Origin of the sequence: Burkholderia crassaminum, from assembly GCF_964265005.1 — a bacterium.
Classification (GTDB): domain Bacteria; phylum Pseudomonadota; class Gammaproteobacteria; order Burkholderiales; family Burkholderiaceae; genus Burkholderia.
The window spans coordinates 297,901-313,107 of record NZ_OZ183801.1 but is presented as its reverse complement, the minus strand read 5'-3'; the positions used below and the strand labels follow the sequence as shown (position 1 = coordinate 313,107).

The following is a 15,207-nucleotide window of genomic DNA, read 5'->3' as shown; positions in this document are numbered from 1 at the left end:
GTATAAAAATTCGAAATAACAGACTGGATTCACATGAAGCAAAAAAGTCATCATCATTTCCGAAACAAAGATGTCAACCTTTGCGCATTTCGGCGGTCTTGACCGGCTCCCCGTGTTTAGCAGGTGTGGTGAACATGGACTTTTCCGCTGACAAGACAAGACGTCGGGATGAACGCCCGCAAGCCTTACCCGTGCGATGCAAGCGACGAAGAACGGTCGTTCGTTGTGCCGTTTCTGGCGCTGGTGCGAGAAGACAGCGAACAACGCCGCCACGCGCTTCGCGAGGCCCTCAATGCGCTGCGCTGGATGCGAGCGGGCCGTTTCGGGGCCATCGTGCATGATCGGCGAGAGCTGTTGCGTGCGTGTGATGGACGCAAAGCGCAACCCGTTGCCATGATCATGGACAGCCGCACATTGCAATCGACCCCGGAATCCGGTGCGCGCACCGGCTACGACCGCGCGAAGCGCCTCACGGGTTCGAAAATGCATCTGGCGGTCGATACGCCGGGCCAGTTGCGGGCACTGCATGTGACACCGGCCAATGAGCGAGATCTAATTAAACGATTCAGAACGCGACTGAACCGACCACGCGGCAAGTTCCGCTTTACTTTGCGGCGCGAAAATAGGTGTGATCATGTAACAGTGTTTGCGTCTATTTTTAATCGTGATCAGGAACTTCCATTCCCGGGATTATTCGGGTCGACAACGTACAATTTACTGCGCAATGGCAAATCTGTAAAAAATGCGTCACCTCCAGGAAATCCATCAAAAATCAGGCGGTTTTCGCTTGATCACCGTTAGCATGGTGACTGAGCACCGCTAGCGCTTATTGTGACCACCAACAGCTTCCCGAATTCTGAATGACTGACAACGAATACGACAGTCCGCCCCGACGCGTGGCGACCGTCATCGACACCAAGGAAGCAAGATGCCGACATTCCAGGTGATGTTGAAGATGGCACTCTACGTTTCGCTGGTCCTGGCCACGCCAGGTCCGACGAATACCCTGCTTCTGTCATCGGGAATCAAGGTCGGCTTCCGGCAATCGTCACCGCTCCTGGTTGCAGAGGCATCGGGCTATGGCTTCGCGATATCACTGTGGGGTTTCTTCCTGGCGACATTCGCGGCCACCCGGCCGTGGCTTTACGATGTGCTGAAGCTGGGGAGCTCGGCCTATATTTTCTATCTCGCCCTGCAGCTATGGAAAAGCCCACGCCTTGAAGACATCCGGTCGGGTACCATCGGCTTTCGCGACATGTTCGTCGCGACGACCATGAACCCGAAGGCGTTATTGTTCGCCACCGCGATCTTTCCCCCGCAGGCTTTCGTATCGGTTCCGTTCTATCTCTGCTCGATCGCGGTCTTCACGGCGCTCGCCGTGACGATCGGTTCGATGTGGCTTGTCATCGGCGGCGTCCTGACGGCGCGCCGGTCTCTGGCCACCCATACCGGAACGCTGCTTCGCGGTGCGTCGGTCGTGCTGTTGATGTTCGCGGGCACGCTGGCGTTTTCCGTACTCAATCGCTAGGGCCAGCCGTTCGGCACACCGGCCTTTGCACAGTGCACGCAAGCGCCGCTCACGCGCGCCGAAATCCACCAGCAACCGATCGAGGCGGACGCGGACGGCCTGCCGCCGACGAACCGGAACGACTATCCGCCGTCGCACGCGCCGATCGCGCGCAACCGCCGGCTTGACGCGCTCGCACATCCCGATGCGGCCCCGGTCGCGACGGCTTCTGTCGGCAATTGATCTCCGCATATTACCGACAGCCAGCTGACAACCGGATGGCGTGCCGGCCCGGCACCGGTCGGCGGATTCCGCGGCGCCCGCAGCCGGGCCCGCGAAATCCTTGTCAATCAAGCGCTTGAGCGCACCGGCCCGACGGCCGTCATCCCGTGCGGCGATCGCGCCGCCCGCGTGAACGCCGCCGTGAATCGCCGCTTCCCCGGCCCCGCTATTTTTCGAAATCCGACGTTACCCGCGTGTAATTCTCATTCATCGGACCTTCCACTAGATTGAAGGCATTCCCAGCCCAACGAGGTGAAGTGATGAACGCGAAACAATGGGCCGTGCTCGGTTCGGGCGTGCTGGCCGCATGCCTTTCCATCCAGCCGGCGATGGCCGGCATTTCGATCGGTCTCGGCATCGCCGCGCCCGCTCCCGTTTATGTCGCACCGGCACCTGTATACGTCGCGCCGCCGCCGGTCGTCTATGCGCCGCCCCCCGTGGCGTACGCGCCGCCCGTCGTGGCCGCGCCCGTGATGGTGCCGACGGTCGGCATCTCGCTCGGCTGGCACAACGGCCGCTACTGGGACGGCCGCCGCTGGTGGGGCCGGCAGGAATGGGCAGCCCATCGTCGCTGGTAAGCCGCTCCCGATATCGGGCCGCACGCGGGCGCCCGCCGCCCTTCCGGCCGCACCCGCCCCTTCGTCCGTCCACGGTTTCGCCAGCAAGCGCCGCACCGCGTGCACCGTCACGCGGCGCCGGCCGGTTGGCGGTACACGGTTGCACCGCAGCGGCCGTCTATTTCCGTTCGATCGCTATCCCCATTCTCAGGAGTCCTTTCATGTCATGCAGTAGCGCGATGCGTCGTCCATGCGGGAGCCAGGCATGAGCGAACCCCAGGCCGCCCCGCCGGCGCGGCGCCGGGCCCGCCGCTGGATCGTCATCGTCGTGCTGGCCGTGCCGGTCGCGCTGATCGCCTTTCACCTGCTGCGCCAGACGAAGCCGATCCGCGCGACACCGGCCCAGATCGTCAGCGTCGCGACCGCCGCGACGGGCGACATGCCGGTCGTGCTGAACGAACTCGGCACGGTGACGCCGGTCGCGACCGTGACCGTGCTGCCGCAACTGAGCGGGTACCTGACCGAGGTGGGCTATCACGAGGGCCAGGAGGTCGCCAAAGGCCAGTTCCTCGCGCAAATCGATCCGCGTCAGTACCAGATCAGCAAGCAGCAGGCACAGGCCCAGCTCGCGAAGGACGCGGCGAGCCTCGCGCAGGCGCGCGCCGATCTCGCCCGCTACGCGCAGCTCGCCGAACACCAGTCGATTGCTGCGCAGACTTACCAGGACGCGCAGTTCACCGTGCAGCAGGACGAAGCCGCCACCCAGGCCGACCGCGCGAACATCGCGCAATACGATCTCGATCTCGCCTATTGCCACATCACCGCACCGGTGGCGGGCCGTGTCGGGCTGCGGCTCGTCGACCCGGGCAACTACGTGACGTCGTCGAGCACGACGGGCATCGTCGTGATCACGCAGATGAAACCGATGACCGTTCAGTTCACGGTGCCGCAGAACGCGCTGTCGGCCGTGATCCGGCGCGTCGGCGCGGGCGCGCAACTGCCGGTGACCGTCTATTCGAGCGACGACGACAAGCAGGTCGCGACCGGCACGCTGTACGCGATCGGCAACCAGATGGCGACCGCCACCGGCACCGTCACGCTGCGCGCGACGTTCGCGAACGACGACGAGGCGCTGTTCCCGAACGAATTCGTCAACGTGCGGCTCCACGTCGACACGCTGCACGACGCGGTGCTCGTGCCGACCGCCGCGGTGCAGAACGGCGCGCCGGGCGACTACGTATATCTCGTCAATGCAAACCGGACGGTATCGGTGCACAAGGTCACGCTCGGGCCGAGCAACGGCCGCTCGACCGCGATCGTCGCGGGGCTCGCGGCCGGGCAGCAGGTGGTCACGGACGGCGTCGACCGGCTCAGCGACGGCGCGGCGATCCGTATCGCATCGAACCGGGCCGGCGCCGCGCTGCCGGCTTCCGGCGCTTCGGCGGGCGACGCATCACGCCATGCCGGCCATCGCGCTGCCGTGGCCAGCGCGGCATCCGGCGCGGCCTGACGAGCGACGCGCCCCGACACGATGAACATTTCCCGCCTTTTCATCCTGCGGCCGGTCGCGACGCTGCTGCTGACGATCGCGCTCGTGCTGGCCGGCGCGGTCGCGGTGCGCTTCCTGCCGGTATCGTCGCTGCCCGACGTCGACTACCCGACGATCCAGGTGCAGACTTTCTACCCCGGCGCGAGCCCCGACGTGATGGCGACGACCGTCACCGCGCCGCTCGAGGTCCAGCTCGGCGAGATTCCCGGGCTGCAGCAGATGATCTCGTACAGCTCGGAAGGCGCGTCGGTCATCACGCTGCAGTTCGACCTGTCGGTCAGCCTCGACGTCGCCGAGCAGAACGTCCAGCAGGCGATCAACGCGGCGAACAGCTACCTGCCGAGCGGCCTGCCCGCGCCGCCGACCTACGCGAAGGTGAACCCGGCCGACCAGCCCGTGCTCACGCTCGCGGTCACGTCGAATTCGATGTCGCTTACGCAGTTGCAGGACACCGCGAACAACCGGCTCGCGACGAAAATCTCCGAAGTGCCGGGCGTCGGCCTCGTCACGACGGCCGGCGGCCACGTGCCGGCCGTGCGCGTCGAAGCCGATCCGCACAAGCTCGCCGCGTACGGGCTGAACATCGACGATCTGCGCACGCTGCTCGCGAACGTGAACGTCAGCCAGCCGAAAGGCAACTTCGACGGCCCCGATCTCGACTACACGATCAACGCCAACGACCAGATCACCGATCCGAACGCATACCTGCGCACGGTGATCGCATACCAGAACGGCGCGCCGGTGTTCCTCGGCGACGTCGCGCGGGTATCGCAGGCACCGCAGGACGTCGAGCGCGGCGCGTGGCTGAACCGCACGCCGGCAATCGTGCTGAACGTGCAGCGCCAGCCGGGTGCCAACGTGATCGCGACCGTCGACCAGATCAAGCGGCAGCTCCCCGCGCTCGAAGCGACGCTGCCGGCCGGCATGCATGTGCAGATCGTCGGCGACGGCACCGGCGTGATCCGTGCGTCCGTGTTCGACGCCGCGACCGAGCTCGTGCTGGCCGTCGCGCTCGTCGTGCTGGTGATCTTCGTATTCCTGCGCAACCTGCCGGCGACGCTGATCCCGAGCATCGCGGTGCCCGTGTCGCTGATCGGCACCGTGGCCGCGATGCTCGAACTGCACTACTCGATCGACAACCTGTCGCTGATGGCGCTGATCATCGCGACCGGGTTCGTCGTCGACGATTCGATCGTGATGATCGAGAACATCGTGCGCTACATCGAGCAGGGCATGCGGCCGCTCGACGCCGCGCTGAAAGGCGCGGGGCAGATCGGCTTCACGATCCTGTCGCTGACGGTCTCGCTGATCGCGGTGCTGATCCCGCTGCTGTTCATGGGCGGCGTGATCGGGCGGCTCTTCAGCGAGTTCGCGGTCACGCTCGCGGTGACGATCCTGATCTCCGCGGTCGTGTCGCTGACCGTCGTGCCGATGCTGTGCGCACGCATCCTGCGGGCCCAGTCGGAATCGCAGCCGGGCCGCTTCGAGCGTTTCAGCGAACGGATCTTCGAGCGCACGCTCGCGGCCTACGAACGCGCGCTGAAGTGGGTGCTGCGCCACCAGCCGCTGACGCTCGCCGTCGCGCTGGTGACGCTCGCGCTGACGCTGATCCTCTACGTCGCGATCCCGAAGGGGCTGTTCCCCATGCAGGACGTCGGCACGATCCAGGGCATCAGCGTGGCCGACACGTCGGTGTCGTACGCGGCGATGGTCGAGCGTCAGGCGCAGCTCGCCGATGGACTGCTCAAGGATCCGGATGTCGCGTCGCTCACGTCGTACGTCGGGATCGACGGCGTCAATGCGACGCTGAACAACGGCCGCTTCCTGATCAACCTGCGCGCACACGGCGACCGCTCGGCCAGCGCCGGAACGATCGCGCGGCGGCTCCAGCAGGAAAGCGCCGGCGTGCCGGGCGTGCGGCTCTACCTGCAGCCGGTGCAGGACCTGACGCTCGACACGACGCTGTCGCCGAACCAGTACCGCTTCGTGCTGCGCGGCCCGAGCCGGCAGGCGCTGCAGCAGGTGGTGCCCGCGCTGGTCGCGAAGCTGAAGCAATTGCACTCGATTACCGACGTGCAGAGCGATCTCGACGTCGACGGGCTCGGCGTGCAGGTCGACGTCGACCGCCAGGCGGCCGCGCGCTACGGCATCACGCCGGCGACGATCGACAACGCGCTGTACGATTCGCTCGGCCAGCGCATCGTATCGACGATCTTCGAGCAGTCGAACCAGTACCGCGTGATCCTCGTCGCGAAGCCCGAGACGATGCCGAACGTCGCGTCGCTCGGCAACCTGTACCTGCCGAGCCAGACGAGCAGCAGCGGCCAGGTGCCGCTCAGCCAGATCGCGACCGTGCGGCTCGTGAAGACGCCGCTCGCGATCCGCCATCTCGCACAGTTCCCGGCCGTGACCGTGTCGTTCAATCTCGCGAGCGGCGCATCGCTGAGCGCGGCCGTCGCCGACGTGCGGCGGGTCGAGCGCGACGCCGCGCTGCCGCCGTCGATCCAGTCGTCGTTCCAGGGCGCGGCGGCCGCGTTCGAGGATTCGCTGTCGAGCGAGGTCTACCTGCTGATCGCCGCACTCGTCGCGGTCTACATCGTGCTCGGCGTGCTGTACGAGAGCTTCATCCACCCGGTCACGATCCTGTCGACGCTGCCGTCCGCCGGGATCGGCGCGCTGCTCGCGCTGATGATCGCGGGCGCCGATCTCGACGTGATCGGGATCATCGGCATCGTGCTGCTGATCGGCATCGTGAAGAAGAACGCGATCATGATCGTCGACTTCGCGCTCGAAGCGGAACGCGTGCACGGCAAGACCCCGGCCGACGCGATCTTCGAGGCATCGCTGCTGCGTTTCCGGCCGATCCTGATGACGACCTTCGCGGCGATGCTCGGCGCGCTGCCGATGCTGGTCGGCACCGGCACGGGCTCGGAGCTGCGCCGCCCGCTCGGCCTCGCAATCATCGGCGGGCTCGCGCTGAGCCAGCTCCTCACGCTGTTCACGACACCGGTGGTCTACCTGCTGTTCGACCGGCTGGCCGCGCGCCTGCGGCGGCGCCGTGACGCGGCCGCGTCCGGCAACGCCGCACCGGACGGCGGGAGCGCGTCGTGAACCCGGCCGCGCTGTTCATCAACCGGCCGGTCGCCACGACGTTGCTGGCGATCGCGATCCTGCTGTCCGGCGCGCTCGCGTACTTCCGGATGCCGGTCGCGCCGCTGCCGAACGTCGCGTATCCGGTGATCGTCGTGCAGGCGAACATGGCCGGCGCCAGCCCGGACGTGATGGCGTCGACGGTCGCCGAACCGCTCGAACGGCGGCTCGAAACGATCGCGGACGTGCAGGAACTCACGTCGATGAGCTATGTGGGCTCGTCGATGATCGTGATCGAGTTCGGCCTCGACCGCGACATCAACGGCGCCGCGCGCGACGTGCAGGCCGCGATCCAGGCCGCGCGCGCGGACCTGCCGACCACGCTGCGCGCGAACCCGACCTACCGCCAGTACAACCCGGCCGACGCGCCGGTGATGGTGCTCGCGCTCACGTCCGACACGCTGACGTCCGCGCAGCTCTACGATTCCGCGGATTCCGTGATCCAGCAGCAGCTGTCGCAGATCAAGGGTGTCGGGCAGATCACGCTCGGCGGCGGCGCGCTGCCGTCGGTGCGTGTCGAGCTGAATCCATCGAAGCTGAACAGCTATGGCATCGGCCTCGAAGACGTGCGCGCATCGCTCGGCGCGGCGAACGCGGACAGCCCGAAGGGCCATCTCGACCAGGGCGGCCATCGCTACGAGATTCTGTCGAACGACCAGATCGGCACCGCCGCGCCGTATCGCAACCTCGTCGTCGCGTACCGCAACGGCGCGGCCGTGCAGTTGCGCGACGTCGCGCAGGTGCTCGATTCGAACGAGAACGTGCGCAACGCGGGGCTCTACAACGGCAAGCAGGCCGTGCTCGTGATCGTGTTTCCGGAGCCCGGCAGCAATGTCGTCAACACGGTGCGGCAGATTCGCGAGCGCCTGCCGGTGATCGAGGCCGCGTTGCCGGGCTCGGTGCGCGTGGGCGTCGCGGTCGACCATTCGCAGTCGATCAACGCGTCGGTCGCCGACACCGAGCGCACGCTCGGCATCGCGGTGCTGCTCGTCGTCGGCGTCGTGTTCGTGTTCCTGCTGTCGCCGCGCGCGACGCTGATTCCGGCCGTTGCGCTGCCGCTGTCGATCGTCGGCACGTTCGGGCCGATGTTTCTGCTCGGCTACAGCATCGACAACCTGTCGCTGATGGCGCTGACGATCGGCACCGGCTTCGTCGTCGACGACGCGGTGGTCGTGCTCGAGAACGTCACGCGCTTTCTCGAGGCCGGCTACGCGCCGAAGGAGGCGGCGCTGCGCGGTAGCGCGGAGGTCGCGTTCACGGTCGTGTCGATGAGCCTGTCGCTGATCGCCGTGTTCCTGCCGATCCTGCTGATGCCCGGCATCGTCGGCCTGCTGTTCCACGAGTTCGCGGTTACGCTGTCGATCGCGATCCTGCTGTCGATGGCGATCTCGCTGACCGTCACGCCGATGATGTGCGCGTACGTGCTAAGCCGGCAACATGCGCATGCGACGCCGTCGCGCGCCGGGCAGCGCATCGCGGCCATGCTCGACCGGCTGCGCGATGCATACGCGCGCTCGCTCGACGCGGTGCTCGATCGCGCGTCGCTCGTCGGCGTCGTGCTGATCGCGCTGATCGTCGGCAACCTGTTGCTGTTCCGGCTGCTGCCCGCCACCTTCTTCCCCGAGCAGGACAACGGCACGCTGATGGGGCAGATCATCGCGGACCAGAGCATCTCGTTCGGCGCGATGCGGCAGAAGCTCGCGCAGCTCCAGTCGATCGTCCAGCAGGATCCGGCCGTCGCCGCGGTGGCCGGCTTCACCGGCGGGCGCGCGCTGAACACGGCCAACGTGTTCGTCGCGTTGAAGCCGCTCGCGCAGCGTCACGCGTCGGCCACCGAAGTCGTCAACCGGCTGCGGCCAAAGCTCGCGGCCGTCTCGGGTGCGCGCCTGTTCCTGCAGGCGCAGCAGGACCTGCGCATCGGCGGCCGGCAGTCGGCCGCCGAATACCAGTACACGCTGACGAGCGACGATCCGCAGGCGCTCTATGCGTGGACGCCGCGGCTCGTCGACGCATTGAACCAGCGGCGCGGCCAGCTGGTCGACGTGAACTCCGATCTGCAGCAGCACGGGTTGCAGACGATGGTGACGGTCGACCGCGCGACCGCGAAACGCTACGGCTTCGACCCGAACCAGATCGACAACGTGCTGTACGACGCCTTCGGCCAGCGCACCGTCTCGACGATCTACAACCAGCTGAACCAGTACTTCGTCGTGATGGAAGTCGCGCCGCAGTACTGGCAGTACCCGTCGTCGCTCGGCCGGATCTTCGCGAGCACGGCCGCCGGCAACGCGAACGGCACCGCGCAGACGCAGTATTCGTCGGCCACCGTGCCGAATGCCGCCACGACGCTCGCGACCGGTGCAGCGGTCGGTGTCGCGACGTCGGGCGCAGGCACAAACGGCACGACCAATGCGCAGAATGCGAATGCGCAAGCGAATGCATCGACCAACAGCATCTCGAACAGCAAGGGCGGCAGTTCGACCGGCAGCGCGGACAGCACGTCGGCGGAAACGATGGTGCCGCTCACCGCACTCGCGCTGTTCTCGAACAGCCATACCGCGACGCAGGTGAACCACCAGGGCGGCCTCGTCGCGGCGACGATCTCGTTCAACCTGCCGCCGAACGGCTCGCTGAGCGATGCGGCCGCCGCGATCGCCGACGCCGAACGGTCGATCGGCATGCCTGCGTCGGTACACGGCGCGTTCGCCGGTGCCGCGCAGGCGTTCACGCGCTCGATGGACGCGGTGCCGCTCCTGATCGTCGCGGCGCTCGCGGTCGTCTACCTCGTGCTCGGCGTGCTGTACGAGAACACGATCCACCCGCTGACGATCCTGTCGACGCTGCCGTCGGCCGGCATCGGCGCGACGCTCGCGCTGCTCGTATTCGGCGTGCCGTTCTCGGTGATCTCGATGATCGGCTTCATCCTGCTCATCGGCATCGTGAAGAAGAACGGGATCATGATGGTCGACGTCGCGATCCAGCTGCAGCGCGACGAGGGTATCGACGCGCGCCGCGCGATCCACGAGGCGGCCGTGCGACGCCTGCGGCCGATCATGATGACGACCGCCGCGGCCGTGCTCGGCGCGCTGCCGCTCGCGCTCGCGATCGGCCAGGGTGCATCGCTGCGCCAGCCGCTCGGCGTGACGGTCATGGGCGGGCTGCTGATCAGCCAGGTCTTCACGCTCTACACGACGCCCGTGATCTATCTGACTCTCGACCGGCTGCGCGAGCGACTCCCGCGCGGGTCGTGGCTGTGGCCGCGCGAACGGCGGCCCGAATCGAGGCACTGACCAATGACACTCCCCCGCTCCTTTTCCGGGCACGCACCCTCCGCGTGGCGGCTGCGCACCTGCGCGCTCGGTGCGGCGATCACGCTGGCGCTGGCCGGCTGCGCGGTCGGCCCCGACTACCACCGCCCTGCGGTCGCAACGCCCGCGACCTATCGCGAGCTGCCCGGCTGGACGCAGGCAAAACCCAACGCCGACGGCCCCAAAGGCGACTGGTGGACGACTTTCCACGATCCGCTGCTGAACGAACTGGAGCCGCTCGTCACCGTGTCGAACCAGACGGTCAGGCAGGATTACTACAACTACCAGCAAGCGCTCGCACTGGTACGCGAAGCGCGTTCGGGGCTGTTTCCGACGATCTCCGCGACGAGTTCCGCCACGCGGCAGCGCACGGCCGGTACGGGTGCCGTGTCGGTGGCCAACTCGGGCGCGCTCGAAGGCAACGTGAGCTGGTCGCCGGATCTGTGGGGCGAAGTGCGGCGCACGGTCGAGGAGCGCAAGGCGAGCGCGCAGGCCAGCGCCGCGACCTACGCAAATGCGGCGCTGTCGGAGCAGGTGACGCTCGCGACGACGGTGATCGACCTGCGCGTGACCGACGCGAACATCGACCTGCTCGATGCGACCGTCAAGGCCGACGAAGCGTACCTGCGCGTGATCGCCGACCAGGACAAGGCCGGCACGATCCCGCCGTCGGATCTCGTCACCGCGCAGACGCAGCTCGAAAGCGCGCAGTCGAGCCTGATTGCACTCGGCGTGTCGCGGGCGAAGTACGTGCATGCGATCGCAGTGCTCGTCGGCCGCAATCCGGAAGCGCTCGACGTGCCGCATGACGCGACGTTGCCGGTGCTGCCCGACGTGCCTGTCGGCGTGCCGTCGACGCTGCTGCAGCGGCGGCCCGACATCGCGGTGGCCGAGCGACAGATGGCGTCGGAGAACGCGGCGATCGGCGTCGCGATCGCCGCGTACTATCCGACTATCTCGCTGTCGGCGGTGGTTGGGTTTTCGGCGTCGCCGCTGGCTGGGTTGCTGAACGTGTCGCACTATGTGTGGTCGCTCGGGGCGAGTGCGTCGGAAACGCTGTTCGACGGCGGCGAGCGCAGCGGTGAGGTGGCGGGCGCGAAGGCGGCGTATGACGCGGCGGTCGCGAACTATCGCGGAACGGTGCTCGGGGCGCTGCAGAATGTCGAGGACGACCTCGCCAGCGTGCGGGTGCTGGCGGATCAGGCGGCCGTGCTGGAGCGCGCGGTGGCTAACGCGAAGCGCGGTGCGGATATTGCGTTCAATGAGTATCAGGCAGGGACCGTCGACTATACGACGGTCGCTACCGCGCAGACCACGTTGCTCGGGTTGCAGGAAAACGCGTTGACCGTGCAGCAGGAGCGGCTGGTGGCTACGGCGACGTTGTTTGGTGATCTGGGGGGTGGGTGGTCGGATGCGCGGCTGGATGTGGGGCAGCTGGGGTGATGATCATTGCGGGGCGGGTGTGGATCGCTGCCTTTCCTTTTATGACTCTTCGTAGATTGTCGAGGTCATCTGTCGGCTCACGACCCTCAACTGCCATCTGGACTCCTGACGCCCTCATGACTGCTTTCGCGCTACAACGGACGCTCGCCCCGATAAGTAGCTCGGCAAATTATCAGCCTGACCGGTCATTGGCTGTCTACTAGGCCGATGTCCACTTAGCCTTTTCCCGGCGCTGATCGCGCCTGGCGCGCAAATTTCGGTGCTAAAGCAAACTCCCCGCGATGCCGAAATACAGGATCCTGCAAAACCGTGCGGCAGACCCTGAGCTGCAGCGTCTTGCCCGAACCAGCGATAGGAGGCGCCAACCGATGATGAAAAGCAAAAAGTCCGGATGGGAAAAGGTGTACGAGGCGGTTTGTGTCATCGGCCGTCCGTGCACCCTTACGGAGGTTGAAGGACAACTTCGCAGCATGTATCCCGATTACAACATCGGCAACGCGCAATACGATATCAGCAAAATCACTGTCAATGCGCTCTCGCGTGGGCACTACCAGACGAGCGCTGCGCCACGGCGGACTGACAGCGGGCACCAGTGGGACCTGCTCTACAAGCGACGCTCCAGCAATGGTCTCATCGAGTATGAGCTATACAGGCCCGAAAATCATCCCATATGGGAGCTATACCGGGACGAAGGGCTCCAAACAAAGGGGAAGGTGCGCGCGAGGCCGGTAGCCGTCGGCCCGTGGGTTGACGATTTGAATCAGGCGCAGCGCGAAGCCGATGACGCAGGATCATTCGATCCGTCGAACGAAGCCGACGACAGGAAACGCGTGATGTGCTCGATCGTCTCGCGGCGCGGCCAGCAACGGTTCCGCGCGGCGCTGCTGGAGGCCTATGACGGCGCCTGCGCCATGACGGGATCGACTGCTGTAGATGTTCTCGAAGCTGCGCACATCCTTCCATATAAGGGTGACCACACCAATGCGACGCAGAACGGGCTGCTGCTCCGCTCAGACGTTCACACGCTTTTCGATCTTGGGCATCTCTGGATCGAAGCCGGCAAGATCTGCGTTGCCGCCCATCTGTCCGCAACTGAGTATCAGAGCCTTGCCGGCCAGCCACTGCGCAAACCCTTAGACGCCAAATCTGCGCCGTCAATCACCGCCCTTGAGCAGCATGCGAAACTTGCAACAGGTGGCCGGTCGGCCAGAGTCATCGGGCCGAACTGACGTTGCTGGTTTCCCTCACCAGCGGGCTTGTATTCATTTGCAGCGTTGCGGGTCTTCGAGATCTCGAACGTCCGGTCCTGCGCTTAAATACGTTGAAACTAGTGCCATCGAGAATTAGTGTTGCGGGGGAATGCTCAAGGTATACAAGGACTATGGCGTTCGCCCATCCCTGTTTGCGCCGATAGCGGCTCTCTCGGTAGGTAAAAAATGGGATATAACAACGGTTCTTTTGCTGGCTCGGGAATCATTCTGCTCAGGGCCAAGGAATCAAAGTCGAACCTGTCGTCCACTGCTAGTCCTCACCGATCGCGATAGCAATTCAAGATTGCTCCACACCGGCAACGCTAACTAATATTTCCGCTAGCGACGAACTCTGGAAAGGCCAACCCGAGACAATTTACAGGATAGTATTGGATAATTATTAAATCTTATTCTCAGAGTGCAGTTATAAAGTAAAATTCAAAAACGCGAGAACCAAATGAAAAGCGCAGAATATGAAGCACGAATTGCCCGCCGAGATCAGCTCTCCGCAGTAGATGTGCTGGGGTCTTTTGACTTCTCCACAACACTCATTCACTTGAAATCTCTTGTCACCGCAGACATAGAAAGGGCGAGAGCGGTTTCTATGGAGTACAAGCCAAATTGGAACGGCGGAAATCCTGATTTATTGACCGGGGACCAATACTCCGCGCTGACAAAGGCTAATCCATTGATTATCCATGAGTATACCCATTTCATCGACGCTACATCGACGCTTTGGGGATTGCGGCATTTGAAACTGATGGGCCAGGCGTATGCTGCACGGTTTCTTGGCGAGAACGAATACTACAAATCGAAGATTTTTTTTGATCATGTGCGCAGCATCAGGCTTCCCGACTATTACACGGTGAAGAATGACTCTGCTGATGAAGACATGCCATGGCGATATAACATCACAATCGGTCGTCTATTTGGATCAAGAGGGGAGATTACAAATCGCCCAGTTTTATTTTCTAGGTTTCGAAATTCGGGAGGAGAGGTCATCGTACGATCACCCATATCGACAGTATCAATACTCGAGGCGTCAGCTATGGCGCAAGAAATTATTTCACGGTCGTATCTGCTGAAGTTAACAAATCAAGAATATAGGTTAATCGAGGATCGCGAAGTCCAACGCAAGACATTGAAATTTCTATATTCCCGCGATCTTACCGAGTATTCGGTTTGTGTTCATGTGCTCGCGAACAAGCTTGGGTGCAAGGATGTGCTTGTGGCGTTTGGGATTTGTGCACGGCTGACGCGCCTGGTGCTGAATTTCCCGGAAGCGATTTTCGACAAGCTAGTTGAAACGTGTCCGATCGAGCAGGTCCTGGATATTCCTGCGGGGCACGCATTCGGGCTCGCAGTTCGGGATGGGCTGCGCGGACGGGATTTAGGCACTCTCTATTATCTCTTGTGTAATGCTCTCCCCGAAAACGTAATCCAAAGCGAACAGAATCTCGAGGCTGGCATCTCGGTGGCTCTGAACGCTCTCGGTGTCCAAGATGAAGTGCTACACGGGGCGGCTGAAGCCGAAGCGAATGATTTAGCAGCATTGCTCAACACGTCACCAATTGCGAGCATAAAGACCCTCGCTGCCGCTGGGTATGACAATTTCAAAACCATCGGCTTGCAATGTAGAGAACTACGTCTTGATAAGCTGAATCTCCCGCCCGCTATTTTGGGCGACGATACTGCTCTGAATCCCTTTGCGCGCGATGGCAATTCGTTGACTGATTTCGATATCGAGAGTTGCTTTAGTGAGCTTGACGATGGCTCTTCATGGGTCGCCCGATTCTCTGAGGGATGTGTTTAGTCGAAAGTGCTGGCACAGATTGACGCGTCCTCCGCACCCGCGAATGCCGCCAAGTTAGTTGTTAGCGGTACCGGGAGCGTCGATCGCCAGGCTCTCGGATCGATGCGCGGTCATGTTGTCGAGATTTGGCAGTCGGCCGCTCAACCTCGCAATACTATCTGGCCCTAGTAGGCGGCTTGGGCCTTCTGACCGTGACACCAGAGTCAGTTGGCGAACCTTAGGGGCCTTAGGGGTTGGCGTATATATCGCCGACGCGCATCGGTCAGCTTTCCGAGATAAATCAGTCGGTCGAATGACAGCTTCGTGCGTCACGCAAACGGCTGTTCGTGGCCGAACCCGGCCGGCGAC

9 protein-coding genes and 1 pseudogene are annotated in these 15,207 nt (G+C 64.0%); all 10 read left to right on the top strand.

The window, feature by feature from the left end:
- Nucleotides 1-168 precede the first annotated feature (168 nt).
- The gene (locus ACPTTF_RS34680; protein ID WP_423372109.1) at nucleotides 169-801 is read left to right on the top strand and encodes a transposase; all 633 of its coding nucleotides are present in this window, start codon (nucleotides 169-171) and stop codon (nucleotides 799-801) included.
- A gap of 127 nt (nucleotides 802-928) precedes the next feature.
- Entirely contained in the window at nucleotides 929-1,528 is a 600-nt protein-coding gene (locus ACPTTF_RS34675) for a LysE family translocator (RefSeq protein ID WP_423372108.1), read from the top strand.
- Between the two features lie 33 nt (nucleotides 1,529-1,561).
- Nucleotides 1,562-1,750: pseudogene (locus ACPTTF_RS34670) on the top strand (DUF4148 domain-containing protein); the annotation flags it as partial.
- Nucleotides 1,751-2,049: 299 nt separating this feature from the next.
- Nucleotides 2,050-2,367 (top strand): hypothetical protein, encoded by a 318-nt coding sequence (locus ACPTTF_RS34665; protein WP_166958430.1) that lies wholly within the window; start codon nucleotides 2,050-2,052, stop codon nucleotides 2,365-2,367.
- A 244-nt stretch (nucleotides 2,368-2,611) separates the two neighbouring features.
- Nucleotides 2,612-3,856 (top strand): efflux RND transporter periplasmic adaptor subunit, encoded by a 1,245-nt coding sequence (locus tag ACPTTF_RS34660; RefSeq protein ID WP_423372107.1) that lies wholly within the window; start codon nucleotides 2,612-2,614, stop codon nucleotides 3,854-3,856.
- A 21-nt stretch (nucleotides 3,857-3,877) separates the two neighbouring features.
- Nucleotides 3,878-7,006 (top strand): efflux RND transporter permease subunit, encoded by a 3,129-nt coding sequence (locus ACPTTF_RS34655; RefSeq protein WP_423372106.1) that lies wholly within the window; start codon nucleotides 3,878-3,880, stop codon nucleotides 7,004-7,006.
- Entirely contained in the window at nucleotides 7,003-10,335 is a 3,333-nt protein-coding gene (locus ACPTTF_RS34650) for an efflux RND transporter permease subunit (protein ID WP_423372105.1), read from the top strand. Before ACPTTF_RS34655 ends, ACPTTF_RS34650 begins: the two co-directional genes overlap by 4 nt.
- 3 nt (nucleotides 10,336-10,338) lie before the next feature.
- Nucleotides 10,339-11,796: an efflux transporter outer membrane subunit gene (locus tag ACPTTF_RS34645; RefSeq protein ID WP_423372104.1), complete on the top strand. Its 1,458-nt coding sequence runs from the start codon at nucleotides 10,339-10,341 to the stop codon at nucleotides 11,794-11,796.
- A 368-nt stretch (nucleotides 11,797-12,164) separates the two neighbouring features.
- On the top strand, nucleotides 12,165-13,025 hold the full coding sequence (locus tag ACPTTF_RS34640; protein ID WP_423372103.1) for an HNH endonuclease: 861 nt from the start codon (nucleotides 12,165-12,167) through the stop codon (nucleotides 13,023-13,025).
- Between the two features lie 478 nt (nucleotides 13,026-13,503).
- Nucleotides 13,504-14,859 (top strand): hypothetical protein, encoded by a 1,356-nt coding sequence (locus tag ACPTTF_RS34635; RefSeq protein ID WP_423372102.1) that lies wholly within the window; start codon nucleotides 13,504-13,506, stop codon nucleotides 14,857-14,859.
- Nucleotides 14,860-15,207 lie beyond the last annotated feature (348 nt).

Coding starts and splice junctions, on each gene's coding strand:
- ACPTTF_RS34680 (WP_423372109.1), top strand. CDS start 169: ATGAACGCCCGCAAGCCTTACCCGTGCGATGCAAGCGACGAAGAACGG.
- ACPTTF_RS34675 (WP_423372108.1), top strand. CDS start 929: ATGCCGACATTCCAGGTGATGTTGAAGATGGCACTCTACGTTTCGCTG.
- ACPTTF_RS34665 (WP_166958430.1), top strand. CDS start 2,050: ATGAACGCGAAACAATGGGCCGTGCTCGGTTCGGGCGTGCTGGCCGCA.
- ACPTTF_RS34660 (WP_423372107.1), top strand. CDS start 2,612: ATGAGCGAACCCCAGGCCGCCCCGCCGGCGCGGCGCCGGGCCCGCCGC.
- ACPTTF_RS34655 (WP_423372106.1), top strand. CDS start 3,878: ATGAACATTTCCCGCCTTTTCATCCTGCGGCCGGTCGCGACGCTGCTG.
- ACPTTF_RS34645 (WP_423372104.1), top strand. CDS start 10,339: ATGACACTCCCCCGCTCCTTTTCCGGGCACGCACCCTCCGCGTGGCGG.
- ACPTTF_RS34640 (WP_423372103.1), top strand. CDS start 12,165: ATGATGAAAAGCAAAAAGTCCGGATGGGAAAAGGTGTACGAGGCGGTT.
- ACPTTF_RS34635 (WP_423372102.1), top strand. CDS start 13,504: ATGAAAAGCGCAGAATATGAAGCACGAATTGCCCGCCGAGATCAGCTC.